General features: G+C 58.5%; 20 protein-coding genes and 1 pseudogene. 5 read left to right on the forward strand and 16 right to left on the reverse strand.

Annotated features, from left to right (window positions below; translation table 11 throughout):
* Positions 1-533: 533 nt before the first annotated feature.
* Both EDC28_RS07855 and EDC28_RS07860 read right to left on the reverse strand, forming a co-directional pair.
* Entirely contained in the window at positions 534-1,490 is a 957-nt protein-coding gene (locus tag EDC28_RS07855) for a transposase (protein ID WP_123421217.1), read from the reverse strand.
* 101 nt (positions 1,491-1,591) lie between these two features.
* A pseudogene (locus tag EDC28_RS07860) lies at positions 1,592-1,696 on the reverse strand (transposase); the annotation flags it as partial.
* Between the two features lie 214 nt (positions 1,697-1,910).
* On the opposite strand from EDC28_RS07860, the gene EDC28_RS07865 reads away from it, so the two are divergent.
* Positions 1,911-2,528: a hypothetical protein gene (locus EDC28_RS07865; protein ID WP_123421218.1), complete on the forward strand. Its 618-nt coding sequence runs from the start codon at positions 1,911-1,913 to the stop codon at positions 2,526-2,528.
* Positions 2,529-2,603: 75 nt separating this feature from the next.
* On the opposite strand, the gene EDC28_RS07870 is transcribed toward EDC28_RS07865, so the two are convergent.
* From EDC28_RS07870 to EDC28_RS07915, 10 genes are all read right to left on the reverse strand, one after another.
* Positions 2,604-3,575: a glycoside hydrolase family 43 protein gene (locus EDC28_RS07870; RefSeq protein ID WP_123421219.1), complete on the reverse strand. Its 972-nt coding sequence runs from the start codon at positions 3,573-3,575 to the stop codon at positions 2,604-2,606.
* Positions 3,568-4,446, reverse strand: a complete 879-nt coding sequence (locus EDC28_RS07875; RefSeq protein ID WP_123421220.1) for an SMP-30/gluconolactonase/LRE family protein — start codon at positions 4,444-4,446, stop codon at positions 3,568-3,570. The genes EDC28_RS07870 and EDC28_RS07875 overlap by 8 nt, the downstream gene beginning before the upstream one ends.
* Positions 4,439-5,398 (reverse strand): galactofuranose ABC transporter, permease protein YjfF, encoded by a 960-nt coding sequence (gene yjfF / locus EDC28_RS07880; protein WP_336391514.1) that lies wholly within the window; start codon positions 5,396-5,398, stop codon positions 4,439-4,441. Before yjfF ends, EDC28_RS07875 begins: the two co-directional genes overlap by 8 nt.
* Positions 5,398-6,423 carry an ABC transporter permease gene (locus tag EDC28_RS07885; protein ID WP_232338745.1) on the reverse strand — a complete coding sequence of 342 codons (1,026 nt, stop codon included), beginning with the start codon at positions 6,421-6,423 and terminating at the stop codon, positions 5,398-5,400. The genes yjfF and EDC28_RS07885 overlap by 1 nt, the downstream gene beginning before the upstream one ends.
* 13 nt (positions 6,424-6,436) lie before the next feature.
* Positions 6,437-7,936 (reverse strand): sugar ABC transporter ATP-binding protein, encoded by a 1,500-nt coding sequence (locus EDC28_RS07890; RefSeq protein ID WP_123421221.1) that lies wholly within the window; start codon positions 7,934-7,936, stop codon positions 6,437-6,439.
* Positions 7,937-7,947: 11 nt separating this feature from the next.
* Complete coding sequence (locus EDC28_RS07895; protein ID WP_123421222.1) at positions 7,948-8,883, reverse strand: ABC transporter substrate-binding protein; 936 nt, start codon at positions 8,881-8,883, stop codon at positions 7,948-7,950.
* A 38-nt stretch (positions 8,884-8,921) separates the two neighbouring features.
* Positions 8,922-9,962, reverse strand: coding sequence for an aldose epimerase family protein (locus EDC28_RS07900; RefSeq protein ID WP_123421223.1), 1,041 nt, complete (start codon positions 9,960-9,962; stop codon positions 8,922-8,924).
* A gap of 1 nt (position 9,963) precedes the next feature.
* Positions 9,964-11,559, reverse strand: a complete 1,596-nt coding sequence (locus EDC28_RS07905) for an aldehyde dehydrogenase (NADP(+)) (protein WP_123421224.1) — start codon at positions 11,557-11,559, stop codon at positions 9,964-9,966.
* A 66-nt stretch (positions 11,560-11,625) separates the two neighbouring features.
* Positions 11,626-12,396, reverse strand: coding sequence for an SDR family NAD(P)-dependent oxidoreductase (locus EDC28_RS07910; protein WP_123421225.1), 771 nt, complete (start codon positions 12,394-12,396; stop codon positions 11,626-11,628).
* 12 nt (positions 12,397-12,408) lie between these two features.
* On the reverse strand, positions 12,409-14,142 hold the full coding sequence (locus tag EDC28_RS07915) for an IlvD/Edd family dehydratase (RefSeq protein WP_123421226.1): 1,734 nt from the start codon (positions 14,140-14,142) through the stop codon (positions 12,409-12,411).
* A 257-nt stretch (positions 14,143-14,399) separates the two neighbouring features.
* On the opposite strand from EDC28_RS07915, the gene EDC28_RS07920 reads away from it, so the two are divergent.
* A complete protein-coding gene (locus EDC28_RS07920) occupies positions 14,400-15,353 on the forward strand; it encodes a glycoside hydrolase family 43 protein (protein WP_123421248.1) in 954 nt (317 codons plus the stop codon).
* A 90-nt stretch (positions 15,354-15,443) separates the two neighbouring features.
* Entirely contained in the window at positions 15,444-16,436 is a 993-nt protein-coding gene (gene araD1 / locus EDC28_RS07925; RefSeq protein WP_123421227.1) for an AraD1 family protein, read from the forward strand.
* Between the two features lie 30 nt (positions 16,437-16,466).
* On the opposite strand, the gene EDC28_RS07930 is transcribed toward araD1, so the two are convergent.
* Positions 16,467-17,210 (reverse strand): FadR/GntR family transcriptional regulator, encoded by a 744-nt coding sequence (locus tag EDC28_RS07930; protein WP_050660271.1) that lies wholly within the window; start codon positions 17,208-17,210, stop codon positions 16,467-16,469.
* Positions 17,211-17,517: 307 nt separating this feature from the next.
* Between EDC28_RS07930 and EDC28_RS07935 the strand changes: the two genes are divergently transcribed.
* Positions 17,518-18,822: a diguanylate cyclase domain-containing protein gene (locus EDC28_RS07935; RefSeq protein ID WP_148049819.1), complete on the forward strand. Its 1,305-nt coding sequence runs from the start codon at positions 17,518-17,520 to the stop codon at positions 18,820-18,822.
* Here the strand turns inward: EDC28_RS07935 and EDC28_RS07940 are convergent.
* The 3 genes from EDC28_RS07940 to EDC28_RS07950 are packed head-to-tail and all read right to left on the reverse strand — an operon-like array spanning position 18,812 to position 21,824.
* Entirely contained in the window at positions 18,812-19,132 is a 321-nt protein-coding gene (locus tag EDC28_RS07940) for a YdbL family probable chaperone protein (protein ID WP_050660269.1), read from the reverse strand. The genes EDC28_RS07935 and EDC28_RS07940 overlap by 11 nt on opposite strands.
* 8 nt (positions 19,133-19,140) lie before the next feature.
* Complete coding sequence (locus EDC28_RS07945; protein ID WP_050660268.1) at positions 19,141-19,329, reverse strand: YnbE family lipoprotein; 189 nt, start codon at positions 19,327-19,329, stop codon at positions 19,141-19,143.
* Complete coding sequence (locus EDC28_RS07950; protein ID WP_123421229.1) at positions 19,326-21,824, reverse strand: intermembrane phospholipid transport YdbH family protein; 2,499 nt, start codon at positions 21,822-21,824, stop codon at positions 19,326-19,328. The genes EDC28_RS07945 and EDC28_RS07950 overlap by 4 nt, the downstream gene beginning before the upstream one ends.
* A gap of 146 nt (positions 21,825-21,970) precedes the next feature.
* On the opposite strand from EDC28_RS07950, the gene EDC28_RS07955 reads away from it, so the two are divergent.
* Positions 21,971-22,286: helix-turn-helix domain-containing protein (locus tag EDC28_RS07955; protein ID WP_148049820.1), on the forward strand; the 316-nt coding region annotated here is incomplete at its 3' end.

Consider the following 22,286-nt stretch of genomic DNA (forward strand, 5'->3'; position numbering starts at 1 on the left):
TCAACAGGGAGTATCGTTAAATGGATGTTGCGTTCTACTCAGCGATATTATTGGCTGTAGTATTAATTTTGGTGAGCATTACCGATCCAAGATTTAAGAAAAGGGAGACTATGTTTGTCTCGATAGTCTGCATAAGTGCGCCAATCATAGGATTAATTGAACGTTTTACTAACTTATGGGTTGCTATAGCTGCAATGACTTTGATGCTTTTCTGGATGGTTTTATCTAGATCAAGACAAGGTGACGCAACATAACAATGCACTGCAGGCGGATTTCAACAAGAAGAATAAAGGACATCCATAGAAGAATAAAGTGAAAAAAAAAGGAGAAAAAAAAAGGAGAAAAAAAAAGGACATCCATCTTTTGAGTAACTAAAGTCCAGTTTTCGAATTGCATCGACAGTGCAGGATTAATCAGCCTTGAGGATGTTTTCTTCGCGCTGATACCGCGTTTTGTCGTTAAAAACGCAAATTAGAGGCGAGCGGGATTATCAGCGGGTGCTGAGGGTGTGTGAGCGTGGTGCTGTATGGGGATTAAGCGGCTTTTATCGGTGGGCCGACCACGTGTCGTCGATGATGGGCTTTGGCATAGGCACTTTGAGCCTGTTTTTGGCCAATCACAGAGCCACGGGAAAGCTGGTGCTGGCCCAGGGCGATAAGGAAGCTGTCTGCATCAAGGCCTAAGCGTTCCAAAATGGCAGGTGTTTCTGGGGTGATGAAGCCGCGCTTATCTTCACGTTGTGCGCGGCCTGTCCAATCCACCAAGGCCAGGTAATCGGCCAACGCAAAGGGAATGCCCTTGGGGCTGTCTTTAAACTGGGTGACAAAAGGCAGTAGTGCAGGTTTGCTGTGGTCTTCAGTATCCAGCCTTGCCGATAAGGACACATCGGCTGAGGCTTCCGGGGTATCCACTATCTTGGCTCGAAGGGGATTAAGGTCCACATACGCCATGCAAGCCAGTAAACCGGCTTCATCCAAAATGGCTTGCGACTTAAACCGCGCCTCCCAAAACCGGCCCTTACACTTGTCTTCTTCATTGGCCCGACGGGCAATATGCTCGTTCAAGCAGCGCATAAACCAGGACAGGTCACACAGGCGCTGACGCAACTTGTCGATATGTAACTGCGCCACAATCCGCTCAGCCTCACAGGCTAACTTACCGGCCCGATAGCGGCTAACCAGCAAAGGCAAAGCAAACAGCAGCTCCCAACGGGCCATTACCGCGTCATCGTCTAACACCGCTGCCGCTTTGGCATCCACATGCACCACTAAGTGGTAATGGTTGGACATCACCGCATAGGCACAAAGCTCGATGGTAAAGACTGATTGCAATACCTTTAGCCGCTCCATCACCCACGCCTTGCGGTGACTGAAATCCTGGCCGGTGACAGTGTCTTTGCCACAGAGAAAGGCGCGGCGAACACAACGACCAATGCAGTGGTAGTAGGGCGTGTCGTTCACCGACACCAGTTCAGCACGAGGACGGGTCATGGCCGTAGCCTTTATCAAGAGAGGGGTCTTTCAAGGCTAGTTTTCGATAGGCAATTTCGCCATGATGGGGTGGGTGTCCTTTTTTCTTTTTTGTAACGGCTAAATACCGGGTTGCACTGGATGGCCGACATCATCGCCATAAATATCACGGTACGTACTTGGTGGCGGCCACCTCGGATACGATGCTTGTTCTGGTATGAGCCGCTTACACCCAAGGAAACATTAAATGCTTTTGCTGCTTATACTCTTTGGTGCATTAGTTGCCTTAATGCTCATCCGAGCTTATTTCCATCGAGACATTCGATGTCTACACTGCGGAGAGCGAGCAAGGCTTGATCGCTCTAAAAGATTATGGCAATGCGAATCTTGCGGCTCAAAAAAATTAAAAAAGCTCTAATAACTTAATGGATAACAGACATCATGAATAAAGTCTTTTCTCTCTCTTTGGTCATTTTGGCGTTAAGCGGATGTACGGCACCGGTGCACCCGGCGAAGTTGGACGTACCAGACGTAAATACCCAGTTGCAGGTGAAGGATCTGCGACCAAAAGAGCAGAGTCAAACAGAAATGCTCTCCTATATCAGCAGTAGTTGCCTTTATGGCATAAAACGTTTTGGTGATGAATGGTCTACGCCAGACAAGGTGACATATTTAAAAGCGACCATATCGAAGGCATTCCCCGAAGCAAAGTCTCTTGAACTTAAGAATCTCGTATTCTACGACAACATGCAGTACGCACTACGTAACGGCAATATTTTCAGGGGACCAATATGGGAACTCATCGAATGCGATCAAGCCACTGACAAGTTCACTCAGTACACCCCAGCAGAAAACCCCTCGCGACTCCCCATTATGATTGGCACACTGGATGGCTCATTAGATGGAAAGCCCTTCTCAGAGCGGATGACTAAAGTATTGACTTGTGATGATGGTAAAAACGAATGCAATATTCTTGATACTCAAGGGAATGCCATTAAGACCTTGCTTGAAGGCATGACTAAAAGAGCTATCGATGATATTCGAACTCCTCGAAACTAGTTCCTTTTAGGTCTCCTCTCCACCAAAAACGGCGCCCTTAGGCGCCGTTTTTTTATTCCTTCGATAACACCAAGCTCAGAACGAATAATCCCCTACATCCTGCCCAAAGTCCGGCATGCCGTTTTTATCCCAAGTAATCAGTTTCAAACGCGCGTCGCGGTTGGGGTCGTCCAGCGGCGAGCCTTTAAGGTCGCGGTAGTAGCGGGCGTGGTAGACCAGGATGTCTCGGCCCTGGCTGTCTTGGGTGAAGCTGTTATGGCCGGGGCCAAAGCGTTTGAGCGTGGCGTTGGTGGTGAGCACCGGCTTGGGGAGCTTGTGCCAGCTGCTGGCGTCTAACAGATCGGCGCCGTCTTTGGCCCAGAGCATGCCCATGGCGTAGTTGGCGTCGGTGGCGGACGCGGAGAAGGTGACAAACACCTTGCCGTGGCTTTGCAGCACCGCCGGGCCTTCGTTGACGGCGTAGCCGATGGTCTCCCAAGGCAGGGTTGGCTCGCTGATGCGGGTTTGTGGCCCAAGGCTGGTGGGGCCGGTCAGCTCGGCGATATAAAGCGCCGAGTTGTACTTTTTGTCCGGCGGGTGCTGGGCCCAAATCAGGTAGTTTTTGCCTTGGTAGTGAAACTGGGTGGCGTCGAGGTTGAAGGTGTCCCACTGGGTTTGCATCCGCCCCAGCACTTGCCAGTGGCCGGTGGTGGGGTCTGGGCTTTTATTCTCCAGCACCTGGGTGCGCACCTGAAAGGGCTGCTTTTGCGAACCCACCGCCACATAGAGATACCAGGCGCCGTCGATAAGGTGCAGCTCCGGCGCCCACACAAAGCCCGCCAGCGGCCCCTGAGCGGGGCGCTGCCAGGCGGTAACCTCCGGGGCGCGGATTAAGCCTTCAAGGCTTGCGGCCTTTCGCAGCACCACTTTGTCAAAGCTCGGTACCGAGGCGGTGAAGTAGTACTGGCCGCCGGCTTTGAGCACCCAGGGGTCGGCCCGTTGGGGGATAAAATCGGCCAGCGCCTGGGCTGAGACCAGGGCAGCCAATAGCACCAGCGCCCTAACCATGGCCAACGGCCTCGGCATCGACCAGGCCTAGGTAGGGAGACTCATACACCAGCAGGCTGCCAGCCAGGGGCTCGGTAGCAAGTTGCTCCTCGCTTAGGCCATCGGTGGCGGAGGTCACGAACAGCAGGTTCATGTCCGGGCCGCCCAGGGCCACGCAAGTGGGCTGGGAAACCGGCAGCGGGTGGATGCTTTCGAGCTCGCCATCGGGGGCAAAACGGGCCAGGGCCTTGCCGCCCCACAGCGCGCAGATGAGGTGGTCGTCGGCGTCGATAATGGCGCCGTCAGGCTCGCCCTGGGGCACGGTGGCAAAGTGCCTGCCCTGCCCTACCTCGCCGCTTTGCGGGTCAAAGTCATAACGCCAGATGGTTTTTGAGGGGGAGTCGGTGTGGTACATGCGCTTGGAATCGCTGCTCCAGCAAAGGGCATTGGGAATACGCAGGTTGTCGATTTGCGCCACGCAGTCTTTACCGTCGAGGCGGTAGAGCACACCGCGCGGCTGGCCTTGGTCGTCCTCCACCATGGTGGCGGCCCAAAACCGGCCCTGGCGGTCGAGGCGGCCGTCGTTAAAGCGGTTCCCCTCAATATGAGCCTCGGGGCGGGCCAACCATTCGATATGGCCCGATTGCGGCCAGTAATAGGCAAAGCCGGATTTAAAGCTGCCGAGGATCTTCACCGGTTTGGTGCTCAGCACCGTAAAGGCGGTCAGGCCTTCGGGCAGGGTCCAGTGGGAGACGATTTGCTTTTGCCAGTCCAGGCGGTACAGGAGCTGGCCGTGGATATCGGTCCACCACAGGCTTTGGCTGGCAGCGTGCCACAGCACCCCTTCGCCCAATACGTTTTTTACATCAAGGGTTTGAATAAGCTTAAGCATGAGCAGCGCGCCTTAGGGTCATGGCCTTTTGCAAGGCAATAAACACGAATAGCAGGATGCCAATAACGATTTTGGTCCACCAGCTGTTGAGGGTGCCGTCAAAGACGATGTAGGTCTGAATGGTGCCCATCAGCAGCACCCCCAGCACCGTGCCCAGCACATAGCCGGAGCCGCCGCTTAGCAAGGTGCCGCCAATCACCACGGCGGCAATGGCGTCCAGCTCGGTGCCGATGCCGGTCAAGGCGTAGCCCGAGAAGGTGTAGAAGGTAAACACAATGCCAGCCAACGCCGCCAGGAAACTGGAGATGGCATAGATGCCGATGGTGGTGCGGGCCATGGGCACCCCCATCAGCGCCGCCGACTGGCTGTTGCCGCCAAGGGCGTAAATGTAACCGCCAAAGCGGCTGTAGTGGGCCAGCAAAAATACCGCCGCCAACACCACAAACAGAATGAGCGCCGAGCAGCTTAGCCAGGCCCCGCCGGGCAGGTTGATACCAAACTCAGACACCGCATCGTAGAAGGGATCTTCAATGGCAATAGACTGCTCGCTGATGGTGGTAGCCAGGCCCCGAGCCAGGAACATGCCAGCCAGGGTGACAATAAAAGGCTGCAACTTGTAGTAGTGGATAAGGCAGCCCATCAGGGCGCCAAAGCCGGTGCCAGCCACCAACACCACCGCAAAGGCCGCCAGCGGGTGCCAGCCAAGCTTGGTAATGAGCACGCCGCACAGCACGCCACTGAGAGCGATGACCGCCCCCACCGACAAATCAATACCGCCAGAGAGGATAACCAGGGTCATGCCCAGGGCGGTTATCAGCAAAAAGGCGTTGTCGGTAAAGAGGTTGGCAACCACGCGCAGGCTGCCAAAGCCATCGAATTGGACTGCCCCTACCGCAAACATCACCACCAGCAGCAAAGCGGTAATGCCAAGGGGCAGATAACGACTGGATATCATTTGGACCTCCCGGCCAGGCGCTTGAGCTGGGCGCGAAACTGCGTTGATTGCAGCAGCAGCACCAGCAGCACCACCAGGGCTTTGATAAGCAGGTTAAAGCGGGGATCGATACCGCTAACGATGATGGTGGTAGCAAGGCTTTGAATGATGAGCACCCCCACCAAAGACAAAGGAATGGAAAAGCGCCCGCCGGTTAGCGCTGCGCCGCCAATCACCACCGCCAGGATGGCGTCCAGCTCCAGCCACAGGCCGGTGTTGTTGCCGTCGGCGCCCTGGATATCGGCGGTGGCTATCATCCCTGCCAGCGCCGCGCAGGCCCCGGCTACCAGATAGGCAAAGAGCTTAACGCCCCTGTCGTTCACCCCCAGGTAGCGGCTGGCGCTGGCGTTGCAGCCCACCGCCTCGATAAAGAGCCCAAGGGCGGTGCGGCGCAGCAGCGCCTGGCAAATTACCGCCACCAGCAGCACCAGCCACACCGGCATGGGAAAGCCTAAAAAGCTGCCGGAGCCTAAAAAGGCAAAGCCGGCATCTTGGAAGGTGACAATCTGCCCGGCGTTAATAAGCTGGGCAATGCCGCGCCCGGCTACCATCAGCAGCAAGGTGGCCACTATGGGCTGGATGCCCATGTAACTGACCAGGGCGCCGTTCACCAGGCCGCAAATCAGGCCCGTTGCCAGGCCCGCCGCAATCACCAGCGGCAGGCTGGCACCGGCTACCAGCAGGTTGGCGCACACCGCCCCTGCCACCGCCATTACCGCCCCTACCGACAAATCAATGCCGCCGGTGGCGATCACCAGGGTCATGCCGATGGCCAGCAGTGCCACCGGCGCGGCGCGGTTCAAGATATCAATGGGGGTGCCAAAGAGGCGGCCGTCTTGCAGGTGAATGCTAAAAAAGCCGGGGTCCAGCACCAGGTTTACCGCCAGCAACAGCGCCAGGGCCAACAGCGGCCAGCCATAGCGGGGGTTAAAGCGCAGCCCGGTTTTAGGCGCCTTGGCCGGCGCTTGTTGTTCTAGGGTCATGGGTTTGTTCATTTCAGGCCTCGGCAATGGCATGCATGATGCGTTGCTCGGAGATCTCCTCGCCCTTGAGCTCGGCCACTTTCTTGCGGTCGCGCATCACCACCACCCGGTTGGCAAAGGCCACCAGTTCTTCCAGCTCGGAAGAGGCCACCAGCAGTGACATGCCGTCTTTGCACAGGGTTTTGATGAGCTTGAGGATCTCGGCGTGAGCGCCGATATCGATGCCGCGGGTGGGCTCGTCGAGGATCAACAGTTGCGGGTCTGTGGCCAGCCAGCGGGCCAAAATCACCTTCTGCTGGTTTCCGCCAGACAGCTCGCCAATGGCCTTGGCGGCATTGGGGGTGGCCACTTTGAATTTCTTGATGAAATCCTCGGCCAGAGCCTGCTGTTTGGCGGGGCTGATATAGCGCCACCAGCCCAGGCGCGCTTGCAGCGCCAGGATGATGTTCTCGCGTATCGACAGCGGCCCGATAATGCCGTCGGCCTTGCGGTCCTCCGGGCACAGGGCAATGCCGGCGCGAATGGCGTCGCGGGCACCGGTGAGTTTGAGGCGCTCACCGGCCAGCACCATCTCGCCCCGGCTAAGGGCATCGATGCCAAAAGCGGCGCGGCACACCTCGGTGCGCCCCGAGCCCAGCAAACCTGCCAGGCCCACCGCTTCACCCCGGCCAACGCTTAAGGTTACGCCGTCAATGGAGCGCGCCGCACTCACCTCGCGCATCTCAAACAGCAGCTCTGGCATATCAGCCGCCGCCGCGCCCTGGTGGCCGGTCATGCTTTGCAGCTCGGCGCCGAGCATGGCTTCAATCAGCTTGGTGCGGGGCAGGTCGCGGGTGAGATATTCCCCCACCAAGGCGCCGGAGCGCAGCACCGTGATGCGGTCGGACACCGCATACACCTGGTCAAGAAAATGGGTGATAAAGACGATGGCAATGCCGTCTTTTTTGAGTTTTTCCAAAATGCTGAACAGCATCGCCACTTCGCCAGCGTCAAGGCTGGCGGTGGGTTCGTCCAGCACCAGCACCTTGGCGTCCATGCCCACGCCGCGGGCTATGGCGATCAGTTGCTGCACCGCCACCGAGTAGTGGTTAAGAGGGGCGGTAACGTCGATATCCAGCTTGAACTGGGCCAGCAGCGCCCGGGCATCGGCCGCCATTTTGCGCCAGTGAACAAGCCCAAATCGCTTGGGCTCGCGGCCCAAAAAGAGGTTATGGGCCACCGACAGATTAGGCAGCAGGTTTACTTCCTGGTAGACGGTGGCGATACCCAGATCCTGGGCATCCTTGGTGCTGGCCGGGGTTATCTCGGTGCCGCCAAGGCGGATATGGCCGGCGTCCTTTTGATAGGCGCCGGTCATGACTTTTACCAGGGTCGATTTACCGGCGCCGTTCTCGCCCAGCAGGGCGTGCACTTCGCCGGCAAAGAGCCGCAGGTTAACCCCCTGCAGCGCTTTAACACCGGGAAAAGCCTTCTCAATACCGGTCAGGGCCAGTAAAGGGGTTGGCTCGCTCATCACCCATTCCCTTATTGCTGACGGCGCTTGGCGTACTCGGCGGCGGCGGTGTCTTGGCCGAACACGTCACCGGTAGTGCTGATGAGCTTGGGAATGTCTTTGCCCTCGCCTTTAAGCACTTTTTCTACCACGTCGTAAGCCGGAGCGCCCAGGTGCGGGTTGAGCTCAACGGTGATGTTGGCATCGCCATCGGCCATGGCCTTGAAGTAATCCGGCACCCCGTCAACAGACACCACCAGGAGGTCTTTGCCGGGCTTGAGGCCCGCTTCCTTGATGGCCTGAATGGCGCCAAGGGCCATTTCGTCGTTGTGGGAGAACAGGGCGCAGATTTGCTTGGGATCTTCGGCCTTGAGGAAGCTTTCCATCACCTCTTTACCCTTGGCGCGGGTGAAATCGGCGGTTTGGCTGCGAATGATTTTGGCGCCGGGGTATTTGGCAATGGCTTCACGGAAGCCCTTGGCGCGGTCGATGGCGGCAGTGGCGCCCACTGTGCCTTGCAGCTCGACGATATTGCACTTGCCACCGGTTTTGTTCATCAGCCAGTTGCCCACTTTCTCCCCTTCTTCTTCGAAGTTGGAGGCAATGCGGGTGACATAGAGGTTGTTGCTGGCCTTGATGTTGCGGTCAAGGATGATCACCGGGATATGGGCCCGCTTGGCTTCGCGCAGCACTGGGGTCCAGCCGGTTTCTACCACCGGGGCGATGATAATGGCATCTACCCCCTGGGCGATGAAACCGCGCACGGCGCGAATTTGGTTTTCCTGCTTTTGCTGGCCGTCGGAGAATTTCAAATCGATGCCGCGTTTTTGGGCTTCGGCTTTCATGTCTTCGCTAAAGGCGGTGCGCCAGCCACTCTCGGAGCCAACTTGCGAAAAACCGACGGTGATGGCAAGCGCGCTGTGGCTCAAGGCCAGAAGGCCTGCCGCGAACAGAGCTTTGAATTTCATTGTTTCCCCCTACTGCTGCTGACTGTTGGTTATGGGTTTTAGGTCACGCTGAACCGATAAATGCTGCGCTGCGTGTATTGCTGATGGGCTTTGACCAGCACGCTGGGAAAGCCGGGGTGGTTGATGGCGTCGGGGTGGATATGAGGCTCAAGGCAAATGCCGCCGTGGCGGATAAGCGCCCGGCCCTCGCCGCCCTTGATGGCACCATCGAGAAAATTGCCGCTGTAGAACTGCACACCGGGCTCGGTGCTCAGCAGTTCCAGAGTCCGCCCGGATTTGGGGTCACGCAGGGTAGCGATAAGTTCGGGATCGGCTGCTTTGTGGTCCCGCGCTACCCAAAAGTGGTCGTAGCCACCTTTGACGGCCTCAATCTCCAGGCCAATGGCCTTGGGCTTTAGAAAATCCATGGCCGTGCCGGCCACAGCAGGCAGCTCGCCGGTGGGGATCAGTTCGCCGTCGACGGCGATATAACGCCCGGCCTGTAAGGTCAGCTCCTGGCCCAATACATCGCCGGAGCCGGCCAGGTTGAAATAGGTATGGTTGGTGAGGTTGATGGGGCCGTCGGCATCGGACTCGGCGGCGTAATCAATGGTGATATCCCCTGCCTCATCAAGGCTATAGGACACCTGGGCCTTGAAGTTACCCGGGTAGCCTTCGTCGCCGTCTTCACTGTGAATAACAAAGGTCACCCCTACCTTGCCCGCCACTTGCCAGGACCAGCTGTCCCAAAAACGCTTGGACAGCCCCTTGGCGCCGCCGTGCAGGTGGTTGTTGCCGTCGTTACGGGTGAGCTGGTAGCGCCGGCCTGTCAGTTCAAACTGGCCTTTGCCGATACGGTTGGCGCAGCGCCCCACCGTTACCCCGAAAAAGTACGGGTTGGCGATGTAGAGGCTGGGGTTTTGGTAAGTGAGGGTTACGTCTTTGATGCCATCGTTGCCCGGCGCCTTGAGCGACCAAACGGCGGCGCCGAAGTCGCTCAGGGTAACCGAAAGCCCTTGGCCATTTTCCAGGGTGTAGAGGGTAACCGGCTTGTCAAAAGCCGGCTCCTGCAATTCCCTTTGCGTGACGGTCAGCGCCATCTTAGCCTCCGATGGCGCCGCTGGTGCGCTCACCGTTCACCCAGCGGCTGATGCCCCAGGCATTGCCGTTTTTGAGCGGCTCGGGCAGCAGATCGTGCGGGTAGTTCTGGAAGCAAATGGGGCGCACGAAACGGTCGATGGCCTTGGTGCCCACCGAGGTAAAACGCGCATCGGTAGCCGCCGGGAAGGGGCCGCCGTGCATCATGGCGTGGCACACTTCCACCCCGGTGGGGTAGTTGTTAAATACCACCCGGCCCACTTTTTCTTGCAGCATGGCCAGCAGCTCTGGGTAGTGAGCCAGTTCTTCACTGGTGGCCTGCAAGGTGCCGGTGAGCTGGCCTTTAAGGCAGCCCACCGCCTGGGCCAGTTCGCTGGCGTCGGCGCATTGAATCACCACCGAGCTTGGGCCAAACACCTCTTCTTGCAGGTGCTCGTTGGCAATGAAATCGGCGCCGTTGACGGTCAGAATTTGGGCCTGGCCGCAAAAACCGGTGCCCTCGGCGGCCTTGCCTTTGGCGGCAACAGTGACGCCTTTTTGGCCTGCCAGGTGCTCGGCGCCTTTGCCGTAGGTGTTGGCAATGCCTTCATTGAGCATGACACCGGCCGGCACCTCACCAAGCTTGGCGCTGGCGGTTTCGATAAAGGCGTCAAGCTCGCTGCCCTTGATGCCCAGCACCAGACCGGGGTTTACGCAAAACTGGCCCACGCCCATGGTGAGAGAGCCAACAAAGCCTTCGGCAATGCCGGCGGCGTTGGCTTTAAGGGCCTCTGGCAATACCACCACTGGGTTAACAGAGCCCATTTCGGCAAACACCGGGATCGGCTCGGGGCGCTGGTTGGCCAGATTAAAGAGCGCCATACCGCCGCCCAGGGAGCCGGTGAAGCCCACGGCTTTAACCTCGGGCGCTGTTACCAGCGCCGCGCCCACATCCTTGCCCGGGCCGGTGACAAAGGAGAACACCCCGGCAGGCAGGTTGCAGGCTTTCACGGCTTTAGCCAGGGCCTGTGCGACCAGTTCACCGGAACCCGGATGGGAGTTGTGACCTTTGACGATCACAGGGCACCCGGCGGCAAGCGCAGAAGCGGTATCCCCACCGGCCACGGAAAAGGCCATAGGGAAGTTGGAAGCGCCAAAGACCACTACCGGGCCAATGGGCTGCTTGTAAAAACGGATATCGGCGCGGGGCAGCGGCTGGCGATCGGGCATGGCCAAATCGATGCGGGCGTCCAGGTATTCGCCGTTTTGGATGGTGCTGGCAAAGAGTTTGAGCTGGCCACAGGTGCGGCCACGCTCGCCTTCCACCCGGGCGCGGGGGTAGCCGGTTTCGGCCATCAGCCGCTCTAAAAGCTCGTCGCCCAGAGCCATTATCTCATCGCTACAGCGCTCCAAAAAGGCGCCACGTTCCTTCAGGCTGGTGGCGCCAAAGGCGTGTACCGCGGCTTTGGCGGCAGCGGCGGCGGCTTTCACCTGCTCGCCGTCGGCAAAGGTCAGGGTGGGTTCGATTTTCTGGCCGGTGGCGGGGTTTACACCCTGGTATTCGCCGCCTTTGCCTTGTACCCATTCGCCGTTGATCAGTTGCTTACCGGTAATGCTCATAACGCTAAATCCTTTGTCTGTGAATTCGGCCGCCTTGGGGCGGCACGCTCAGCTCGGCCAAGGGCCTTAGATCCAGCCGCCGTCGACCACAAAGTCTTGGGCGGTGCACATCTTGGCGTCGTCCGAGGCCAGAAACAGCGCCATGGCGGCGATGTTTTCCGGCATCAGGGGATCTTTAACACATTGATTTTTTTCGATGTCTTTTTTGGTTTCCGGGGTCACCCACAGCTTTAGCTGACGCTCGGTCATCACCCAGCCTGGGGTCAGGGTATTAACCCGGATCTGGTCGCCGCCCATGTCGCGAGCCAGGCCACGGGTCAGGCCCAACACCGCCGACTTGGAGCTGGTGTAACCGGGCATGCCGCCCTGGCCTTCGTGCCAGCTCATGGAACCGAAGTTGATGATGGAGCCGCCGCCCAGAGCCTTCATCTGCGGGTACACCGCCTGGCAGCAGAAGAACTGCGGGCGCAGGTTGATGTTGATGCGCTCGTCCCAGTACTCGGGGGTGACTTCACGAAAATCGTGGCGAGTGTCGCTGGCGGCGTTGTTAACCAGCACCCCGATATTGCCAAGGGTTTCGCCAACGCGGGCGATCACCGCCTTAAGCGCAGCGATGTCGACAATATTGCAGGGGTAGAAGTGGGCCAGGGGCTGGCCCAGCTCGTCGTTCAATTTGGCGGCCAGGGCCTCGCCTTCATCGGCCAGGATGTCCACAAAGGCCACCTTGGCGCCCTGGCGGCAAAAGGCCTCCACCAGGGTGGCGCCGATGCCGGAGCCGCCGCCGGTGATAAACACCACTTTGCCACTCAGGCTGGGGTATTGGTTGGTCAAATCCATCTTGGCCTCCCGTTAGTGCGAATGTTTGGGTACGTCGGCGCCGCGGCAACCAACCAGGAAGTCAAAGTCGCAGCCTTCATCGGCTTGCAGCACCCGCTCGCGGTACATCTCGAGGTAACCGCCGGTGCGGACGATCACTCGGCTGGCCTTGAGTTTTTCAAGGCGGTTGGCCAGCTCTTCATCAGACACTTCCAGGTGCAGCAAGCCCTGGTAGGCGTCCAGTTGGATGAAGTCGCCGTTGTGCACTGCGGCCAGGGGGCCAAATTCCATGGCCTCGGGGGCCACGTGCAGCACCACGGTGCCAAAGGCGGTACCGCTCATGCGCGCATCGGAGATACGCACCATGTCTTTGATGCCTTTTTTGAGCACCTTGGGCGGCAGGCCCATGTTGCCCACCTCAGCCATGCCCGGATAGCCCTTGGGCCCGCAGTTCTTCAGGACCATGACGCAGGTTTCGTCGATATCCAAGTCCGGATCGTTGATCCGTGCCTTGTAGTCGTCGAAATCTTCAAACACCACGGCGCGGCCACGGTGCTTCATCAGCTCAGGGCTGGCAGCAGAGGGCTTGAGCACGGCGCCACGGGGCGAGAGATTACCGCGCAGGATGCAGATACCGCCGCTCTCCACCAGAGGGTTGTCCATGGTACGGATAACGTCGTCGTTGTAGCAGGGGGCGTCTTTGGTGTTTTCCCAGATGGATTTGCCGTTCACGGTCAACGCGTCTTTGTTGAGCTTGCCGGTTTCGCCCATGCGCCGGTGCACCACCGGCAGGCCGCCGGCGTAATAGAACTCTTCCATCAGGTATTTACCGGACGGCTGCAGGTTGACGATGGTGGGTACGTCGCGGCCGTGGTTCCAGTCTTCCAGGCTCAAGTCCACACCGATACGGCCGGCGATGGCTTTCAAATGGATCACGGCGTTGGTAGAGCCACCAATGGCGGCATTGGTGCGAATGGCGTTGATGAAGGCGTCGCGGGTCAGCACCTTGGACAGGGTCAAGTCTTCATGGACCATCTCGACAATGCGCATCCCAGAGAGGTGCGCCAGCACGTAGCGGCGCGAGTCCACCGCCGGAATGGCGGCGTTGCCCGGCAGGCTGGTGCCCAGGGATTCGGCCATACAGGCCATGGTGGACGCGGTGCCCATGGTGTTGCAGGTACCGGCGGAGCGGGACATGGAGGCTTCGGCGTCCATGAATTCCTGCAAGGTGATGTTGCCGGCTTTGTATTCCTCGTTCAGGCGCCATACCAAGGTGCCGGAGCCCACGTCCTGGCCGTGGTGTTTGCCGTTTAGCATCGGGCCGCCGGTGACCACGATAGTGGGCACGTCGCAGCTGGCGGCGCCCATCAGCAGTGCCGGGGTGGTTTTGTCGCAGCCCACCAGCAGCACCACGCCGTCGATGGGGTTGCCGCGAATGGCCTCTTCGGTGTCCATGGAGGCCAGGTTACGGGTCAGCATGGCGGTGGGGCGCAGGTTCGACTCACCGTTGGAGAACACCGGGAATTCCACCGGAATGCCGCCCGCTTCACGAATGCCGTTTTTCACCCTTTCAGCGATTTGACGGAAATGGGCGTTGCAGGGAGTGAGTTCGGACCAGGTGTTACAAACCCCGATAACGGGGCGGCCGTCGAAGTGGTGATCAGGAATGCCCTGGTTCTTCATCCAACTGCGGTACATGAAGCCATTTTTGTCGTTGGTACCGAACCAACTGGCGGAACGGAGTTTCTTTTTGTTGTCGCTGCTCATTGAGTCGCCCACTGACAATTAGTAATACAATAAGATCTATGTGTGCATGTTTACGTCTTCGTCGTATTTTGTCAACTGCACTAAAGTCGAACGGTTGGCGCCAAACGCCGCCACATCGGGCAAGAGAAAAAGGCTCCACACCTTTAACCACAAGGCCTGCAAGGCCAAGGGCAAAGCAAATCCATCGCTGGGCTTGCCTCACATTAACAAGTCATACAATATCACTTTAACGTCAACGGAAATCAATGGACAGCAAGATGACAACAAAAATCAGCACCCTCGCAGCCGGTGCATTGCTGCTGAGCAGCCAGGCCTTTGCCGCCAATCCCCTTTTTACCGACCAGTACCGCACCGCCGATCCGGCCGCCCTGGTGCATAACGGCACCGTTTACCTCTATACCGGCCACGACGAAGCCAAAGACAACAAGACCTTCTTTCACATGAATGACTGGTTGGTGTTCTCGTCCACCGACATGGTGCATTGGCAAAGCCACGGGCCAAAGCTGTCGGTAAAAGACTTCAAGTGGGCAAGATCGGATGCCTGGGCGTCCCAGGCCATTGAAAGGAATGGCAAGTTTTATTGGTATGTGGCGGTGCGCCACGACGACAGCCACCCCGGCTTTGCCATCGGTGTGGCGGTGGGCGACAGCCCCATCGGCCCTTTTAAAGACGCCATCGGCCATGCCCTTATCACCAACGACATGACCACCGACACCCCCAACGACTGGGACGACATCGACCCTTCGGTGTTTATCGACGACGACGGCCAGGCCTATCTCTTTTGGGGCAACACCAAGCCGCGCTACGTCAAACTCAAGGCCAACATGGTGGAGATGGACGGCCCCATCCACGCCCTGGATCTGCCCCACTTCACCGAAGCGCTGTGGATCAACAAGCACAAAGACACCTACTACCTGTCTTATGCCACCGGCTTCCCGGAGAAAATTGCCTACGCCACCAGCAAATCGGTGACCGGGCCCTGGCACTATCAGGGCATCCTCAACGAAGTGGCCGGCAACAGCCCCACCAACCACCAGGCCATCATCGACTTCAAAGGCAAGTCCTACTTCATCTACCACAACGGCGCGGCCCAGCCCGATGGCGGCGAGTTCCGCCGCTCGGTGGCCATAGACCGGCTCTACTACAACCCCGACGGCACCATGAAGCGGGTAGTGATGACCAGCGAAGGCATCACCACCCCGGCCAAGTAAGGAATAGACGCCAGGGCCTTGACCCTGGCGTCAACCTGCTTTTATATTTCGGGTATTATTGTAATACAAATATAGCAGCACGAGGGCAGCATGCGTTTAATCCAATTTATGACTTCCGGCCACCAACGGGCCGTGGGCCTGGTGGCTTCCGCTACCGAAATCAAACCCTTGAATGACGTCTCCAGCGTCTACCAGTTGGCCAAGGCCGCCATTGCCAAGCAGGCGTCACTGACCGATCTCGTCAACCAATTGGTGGCAGACGAAACCCTGAGCTACGACGCCATCGTCAATGAAGGCCGCCTGCTGGCGCCCTTTGATCATCCCGATCCGGCCCACCTTTATGTCACCGGCACCGGCCTGACTCACCTGGGCAGCGCCGATACCCGCGCCAACATGCACGCCGCCACCAGCAAGAAAGACGCCGAGCTGACCGACAGCATGAAGATGTTCAAGATGGGCGTGGAAGGCGGCAAACCGGCCGACGGCGAGCTGGGCGTACAGCCCGAATGGTTCTACAAGGGTGATGGCAGCATTGTCGTGGCCCCAGGCCAGGCGCTTACCTCCCCGGCCTTTGCCCTGGACGGCGGCGAAGAGCCGGAAATTGCAGGCTTTTATGTCAACGACGACAAAGGCCAGCCCTGGCGCATCGGTTTTGCCATCGGCAACGAGTTCTCCGACCACGTCACCGAGCGCCAAAACTACCTGTACCTGGCCCACTCCAAGCTGCGCCCCTGCGCCGTGGGCCCGGAGCTGCTGATTGGCGAGCTGCCCAAGGACATTCGCGGTTACTCGCGCATTGTGCGGAACGGCCAAGTGCTGTGGGAAAAACCCTTTTTGTCCGGCGAGGACAATATGTCCCACACCATCGCCAACCTCGAAGGCCACCATTTCAAATACGGGGTGTTCTGCCGCCCGGGAGATGCCCACCTGCATTTTTTTGGCACCGCCACCTTGAGCTTTGGCGACGGCATTGAAACCCAGGAAGGGGATATTTTTGAAATTGCCGCCCCGGAATTTGGCCGGCCGCTACAAAACCCGCTGAGAAAAGCCAGCGACCCATTGGTGAAAGTAAAAAGCCTTTAAAAAGAAAAACCGGCCTAATGGCCGGTTTTTTTATGAGGCGTTGGCAGCGCGCTGCGCGCTCATGTCTTTTAAGGTTTGTTCCAGCGCCTTTTTCGAATTAGTGAGAATCGCTTGCATTTCGAATTTGGCACGGGAAGGGTCACCTTCCTTTATGGCCTGGAATACCGCTTTGTGGCCAGGCAGGGAGGTCACAAATTCATTGGCGGTGGCACTGGAAAGGCGAAATGAACTTTCCAAGGCACGCTCGATGGTCATCCCCAGTGAGGCCATAAATTCATTATTGGTGGCATCCAACAAGGCGATATGGAAATTCAAATCGCTGGTATAAACCGCATCGGTGCCGTGCTCGGCCTTTTCCATCTCCAGGTAGGCCTCTTCGAGGGTGTTAACCTGCTGCTCGGTGCGGTGCATGGCCGCCAGGGCCGCCGCGCTGGGCTCAAAGATCTCGCGCATTTCATACAAGGAGATATAAAACTTGGGCTCGGGGTTATTATCAAAACACCACCGCAGCACATCTGGGTCAAACATGTTCCAGTTTTTGCGTGGGCGAACACGAGTGCCTAATTTAGGGCGAGATTCAATCAAGCCTTTGGCGCTTAACATTTTAAAAGCTTCGCGCAGCGCGGTGCGGGAAACGCCCATTTCTTCGCCAATGGTGGTTTCGTTGGGAATATAATCGCCAGGCGCATAGACTCCGCTGACAATTCTTGAGCCCAATTCCTGGGCTACCCAAGAGTGAATACTTTGCGGTCTATTCTTAGCAGGACTTGCCATGCATATTCCTTTGTATGGGCCTCAGTCGACCCAATAAGCCAGAATTCAGAGGCCACCCGGGCAGGCAATAATGCGGTGGCTAACGTTCATATGATAAGAGTTATCCTAGCGTATTATCTCGCCCAAGCCTATCGGCTGTTCGGCCATAGATAGCGCGCAGTGTACCTCGCTACCGTCAAGAAATAACCACTGCTGTCACAATTCCTAGGCATATACAAACCAATACACATTCGATTTGCTTGCCAACGATTGGTTGTGCATTCAAGATGATAAGACCAACGCCCAACCACAGGACGCCCTGGTTACCATGCTAAGACCCATCTGGCTATGGTTGACTGCAAGCCTGGTGTTCTTGGCCGTTCTGGTTCTTGCCGAGTATGTGGTCCGGTTGCAAGAACTTCATGCCAGGGAGGCAATGCGCGCCAAGCAAATGGCTTCCCTGACCGAACTGCGCACAGCAATCGAGTCAGATCTTAATGCCACCCTGTATTTGGGCGGCGGCCTTGTGTCTTTTATTCGTGCCCGCCCCGATGCCAGCCAAGGCGATATCGATGCGCTGATGGCCGACATCTACCACAACAGCCACCACCTGACGCACCTGGTTACCTCGCCAAACCTGGTGATCCGCGACATCTACCCGCTAACCCCCAGCAATGCCAATGTGCTCGGCCTCGATTACCGCAAAGTACCGGCCCAGTGGCCAGCGGTGGAAGCAGCCATCGCAGCCAGGCGCACCGTCATCGACGGCCCGGTACGGTTGGTACAGGGTGGCACGGCCATCATCAGCCGCACACCGGTTTTTTTACCGGGGGGCAAACTCTGGGGCATGGTGGGCATGGTGCTGGATTTAGACGCCGTGTTAGCCGACAGCGGCTTTCATCGCTTGAGCAGCCAGTTTGCGCTGCGCTTGGTCAACCCAGACAAAAAAGACAGCCTTATCGCCGGGGTCGACAAACTGCCAAGCGCTCAGTTCAACCTGCCGGTGCGGGTGCTGGGCGATACCTGGCAGTTGCAGGCCAGCCCCCTTGAGGCGCCATCGTCTTCGCTCTTGTCCCATGCTGTTGCACTGCTGGTGGCGCTGCTGGCAGCGATAATGGTGTATCTCATCCTCGCCGAGCACCGTAAGGTACAGTTTTTGGCCCACCACGACACGCTCACCGGCTTGCCCAACCGCCGCCACTTTATTGGGCAACTGGAGCAGGTGCTCAGCCAATGGCGCCAGCGCCGCCGGCCCTTCGCGCTTTTTTATCTCGATCTCAACGGCTTTAAAGGCATTAACGACCAGTACGGCCATCAAATGGGAGATGCAGTCTTGGTGGAGGTGGCAAAACGGCTGCGCCAGGCGGCCAGGGGCCATGACCTGGTGGCACGCATTGGCGGCGACGAATTTGTGCTGTTGCTGTCGGACTTGGCCTCAACCAAGGACGCCGACGACGCCGCCAGGCGCTTTTGCCTGGCGGTACAAAAGCCGATGTCACTTCAGGGCCACACCCTGGTTGTGAAAGTGGCCATAGGCAGGGCCCGCCCCGGCCAGGGCCGGGACGATGCCGATGGCCTCATTCGTCAGGCAGACATGGCCATGTACCGGCAAAAAACCGAACTTACTTCTTAACCCACTGCCCTTCAGGGGTCTTGATGTACTCGCCTTTGGCGGTGCGCTCAATGGCCTTTTGCCCGGCCAGCGCCGCCACTTGCTCAAGGCTGATACCGTTTTTGCGGGCAATGCTCAGGTAGGCATCACGGCGCTTTTGGTTTATCTCCTGGGCCAGGGCCACGGCGTCAGGGGTTGCTTTTACCACCCCGAGAAAGCCGTCAGGCTGCTCGCCGAGTAGGCCCTGGCTCTTGGCCTGGTCCAGGGTCATGGCGAAGGCCGCCAGCGGAAGCATCAGCGCGGCAGCCAGGGTCCAAAGTCGTTTTTTCATGGGATACCTCAAAACAGTCCGCTTTCTTTGTCAAAAAGGGCGTCCAGATCCTTGTCTACTTTTACCCGGATCTCGTGCTCGATTTTGACGTTGAGATTGATGGTGATGGGTTCCTTGGGCGCCTCAAGGGCCACCCTGGGTGAACAGGCCGCCAGCATCATGGTGGTCAGTGCCATGGGCACCACCCATATTTTCATGGTTTGTCTCCCTGCTCTTTGAGTTGTGCTTTGACTTTGTCTGCCACTTCGTCCCCTATCCGCAGGCTGCGTAGCAACTGCCGCAGGTTCTCCTGGTGAGAGTAATGAAGATTTACCGGCAAGTCTTGCTGAGGATTATGACCCTTTATCAAGACCTTGAGGGTGGCTTGTCCGTCTTTGTTCATATCGAACCCGGCATTGAGGGTATCTACCGCCAGGTTGCCAAGGGCGTCTAAGGCGACCTTCACGCCTGTGTTGCTGGCCTTAAGACTTTGCACCGAGTCCACATTCAACACCTCGATGGCCACAGGCCCAGTGTTGGCGAGCTCGCCCCCTTCGATACTGATGCCATCTGGGCCCAGCACCATGGGAATGCGCCCCGATACCCGGCCGCTCAGGGCCACCACCGGCTTGGCCTGCAAGGCGGCGATGCTGGCAAGGTTAAGGTCATCAAGTGCCACCGGTTGTGGTGTGCTGCCGGGCCAGTCGAGGGCCTTGGCGCTGAGGCTGCCGCCCAATAGCGCGGCCTGGATATCGCGAAAATGCCACTGGCCCTGTTGGTAGCTCGCCTTACCTTCAAGGCCGGTTACCGGGGTGCCGATGTCGATGCCGGCAAGGCTGGCACTGCCGTTGGCACTGAGCGCTTTATCAAAATCCACGTTGAAATCCGCCGCGCCGCCTTGAAAAGCGCTGGCGCCCCAAAGCCCCGAAGCATGGCGCACCGTGAGTTTCCCCGCCGCCTTTAACGCCGGCCATTGCCAGTTGCCGTCAAGGGCCAGCTCGCCCCCTTCAAAAGTGACCGGCAGCGCCTGGCTCACCCCAGCCCCCAAAGCCAGATGTCCCTGAACCTTGCCGCGCCAGCGCTGCAGTTGACGCTGAAAATCGCCGCCAAGCTGGCCTTGCCAGCGGGGAATGCTGAGTTGCCAGCGCCCTTGCTGGCCAGCCAGCGTCAACTGCCCCTGCCAGGCCGGCACCCTCGCGTCAGAACGCACCAGCCCCTGGCCCTTGATGGCCAGTTGCCCATTAAGGCCGCCTTTAAACAAAAGGTTAGTGGCCAGGTTCAGCTCGGCGGGCAGCAGCAGATTTTGCTGGATAAGCCCTTCGTCAAAGCGGATATAAGAGCCCGCCAGCAGCATCGGCTCCGGGCTTAACCGGTAGGCGCCCACCAGGTGCGCCGCGCCGCCTTTATCCAAGAGCGCCGAGCTGTCAGCCTTGATGCCGCCCAGTAAGCCGGTTTGGTCCTTGGCGAGGGTGACAGTGCCATTGAGTGTCTTTCCCTGATATTGCCAATCGAGCCCCAGGCTCAGGGCCGGCTGGTTAAAATGCAGCACTTGGGTAGCGCTGTTTACAAGGGCGCCTTTGCCGTAATCGCCACTGACCGCCAGGGTAAAAGGCGCGAGACTCAGCTGCGCTTGGCTGAGCTCAAAGGGCACCTTGGCTTTGATGTCCTGACCTTCAAAACGCCCGGCAAGCCCAGCGCTGCCAGCAAGATTAACCTGTCCAGGCTGCCAGCTAAGCTGCCCTTGGCTATCAAGCTTTAGCTGCTGGTATTGGCCAGCAAGGCTGATGGGCGCCTCGCCTTCGCCCGCAAGGGCCAATTGCAGCGGCGCGGTGAGACTGAGCTCGCCACCAGCTTGCGCCAGCTTGGCGCTGCTGACCGTCAGCCATTGGCGGCTAAGAGTGCCTTGAGCAGTGATACCTTGGCCACCGAGTTGCCAGCTTGCTTGTTGTAAATCGCGGCTACTGGCAGCCAGGTGCAGCGGGCCAAGAGGCGAGCTGATATCGGCGCTGCCGATCAGGGCCAGGGTGCCATCAAGGCGCCCCGCGCCATGGAGTTGCCAGTCAGCAGTAAAGGAAGCAACAGCCAGAGGCGCGCGGCTTTGGGCATCCAACTGCCAGGCATCGCCCTCCAGTTTGGCAGCGGCCACCAAGGCAAGCCGTTGGCCGGCAACGCTCAGCCCGTCGCTTTGGGCTTTGGCGCTCAGCTGTTGCAGCTTGCCATCAAAAAGGCCACTGCCGCTTAGGCTAACCACGCCTTGGGTTGGCGGAACATCCTCAAGGGTGCCGGTAAAGGTGAACTGGCCATCAGGCAGCTGCCAGTGAAGGGCAAGCAGCGATTGTTGGTAGTGAACCTTGGCCTCCAGGCTATCGCCCAGGCTGGTGAGCTCCACACCAATGGCGGGGAAATCTTGGTAGGAAAGCTTGGTGATGCTGAGCCGGCCTTTGGGGAAAGCCGGAATGCCCGCACTACCGCCGCCCGGGCAAGGGGTGACGGCAAGCGCATCGGCGCTAAATTGCAGCGGCCAAATCCCGCTGATGTTAAGACCACGGGCTTTCACCAGCTCGCAGCCTTGTTGGCGGTAAACCAGCTGCTCGGCATGCCCCCAGCCAAGGCCGGTGAGGCTAAGGCCGCGCGGCCACAGCCAGGCTAGCGCGAGGGCAACAACCACCGCCAGCCCAACCAGCACCGCCGCCCCCCACTTCAACACCGCCATGGCCGTCCTTTTCTTTGTGTTCCATTTACTTAAGGCTAAATAACTGTTCCGAATAGTAGATCACTCAAGGAAGGGAACCCGGGTCCGTTTGCGCGATCAGATCTGTCGCCAAACAAACACCTACCGCCGGACACCGGGTTCTCGCCATGCTACCACTACTCAACGCCACCGAACGACGTGAACTGACTACGCGTCTCCATCGCACCTTGGACAAGACCCTCTGCCGCAGGCTCAACGCCATTCTCTTGTTGGATAAGGGGCATTCCGTGTCTTCTGTCGCCAATCTCCTGGCGGCTGGACGTTCATCGGTGCGTCGCTGGTTGGATTGGTATCAAGAAGCAGGTCTGGATGGGTTGGAAAGCTTGCCGGCGGGGCGCCGTCGGCGTTTGCCCTACGCGCATATCACCGCCTTGCTCAAGGCCTTGACCGCGCTCACGCCAACGGACTTCGGCTACCAACGTT

The organism is Gallaecimonas pentaromativorans, assembly GCF_003751625.1.
In the GTDB taxonomy this organism is placed as follows: Bacteria; Pseudomonadota; Gammaproteobacteria; order Enterobacterales; family Gallaecimonadaceae; genus Gallaecimonas; species Gallaecimonas pentaromativorans.

Coding starts and splice junctions, on each gene's coding strand:
- EDC28_RS07855 (WP_123421217.1), bottom strand. CDS start 1,490: ATGACCCGTCCTCGTGCTGAACTGGTGTCGGTGAACGACACGCCCTAC.
- EDC28_RS07865 (WP_123421218.1), top strand. CDS start 1,911: ATGAATAAAGTCTTTTCTCTCTCTTTGGTCATTTTGGCGTTAAGCGGA.
- EDC28_RS07870 (WP_123421219.1), bottom strand. CDS start 3,575: ATGGTTAGGGCGCTGGTGCTATTGGCTGCCCTGGTCTCAGCCCAGGCG.
- EDC28_RS07875 (WP_123421220.1), bottom strand. CDS start 4,446: ATGCTTAAGCTTATTCAAACCCTTGATGTAAAAAACGTATTGGGCGAA.
- EDC28_RS07885 (WP_232338745.1), bottom strand. CDS start 6,423: ATGACCCTAGAACAACAAGCGCCGGCCAAGGCGCCTAAAACCGGGCTG.
- EDC28_RS07890 (WP_123421221.1), bottom strand. CDS start 7,936: ATGAGCGAGCCAACCCCTTTACTGGCCCTGACCGGTATTGAGAAGGCT.
- EDC28_RS07895 (WP_123421222.1), bottom strand. CDS start 8,883: ATGAAATTCAAAGCTCTGTTCGCGGCAGGCCTTCTGGCCTTGAGCCAC.
- EDC28_RS07900 (WP_123421223.1), bottom strand. CDS start 9,962: ATGGCGCTGACCGTCACGCAAAGGGAATTGCAGGAGCCGGCTTTTGAC.
- EDC28_RS07905 (WP_123421224.1), bottom strand. CDS start 11,559: ATGAGCATTACCGGTAAGCAACTGATCAACGGCGAATGGGTACAAGGC.
- EDC28_RS07910 (WP_123421225.1), bottom strand. CDS start 12,396: ATGGATTTGACCAACCAATACCCCAGCCTGAGTGGCAAAGTGGTGTTT.
- EDC28_RS07915 (WP_123421226.1), bottom strand. CDS start 14,142: ATGAGCAGCGACAACAAAAAGAAACTCCGTTCCGCCAGTTGGTTCGGT.
- EDC28_RS07920 (WP_123421248.1), top strand. CDS start 14,400: ATGACAACAAAAATCAGCACCCTCGCAGCCGGTGCATTGCTGCTGAGC.
- araD1 (WP_123421227.1), top strand. CDS start 15,444: ATGCGTTTAATCCAATTTATGACTTCCGGCCACCAACGGGCCGTGGGC.
- EDC28_RS07930 (WP_050660271.1), bottom strand. CDS start 17,210: ATGGCAAGTCCTGCTAAGAATAGACCGCAAAGTATTCACTCTTGGGTA.
- EDC28_RS07935 (WP_148049819.1), top strand. CDS start 17,518: ATGCTAAGACCCATCTGGCTATGGTTGACTGCAAGCCTGGTGTTCTTG.
- EDC28_RS07940 (WP_050660269.1), bottom strand. CDS start 19,132: ATGAAAAAACGACTTTGGACCCTGGCTGCCGCGCTGATGCTTCCGCTG.
- EDC28_RS07945 (WP_050660268.1), bottom strand. CDS start 19,329: ATGAAAATATGGGTGGTGCCCATGGCACTGACCACCATGATGCTGGCG.
- EDC28_RS07950 (WP_123421229.1), bottom strand. CDS start 21,824: ATGGCGGTGTTGAAGTGGGGGGCGGCGGTGCTGGTTGGGCTGGCGGTG.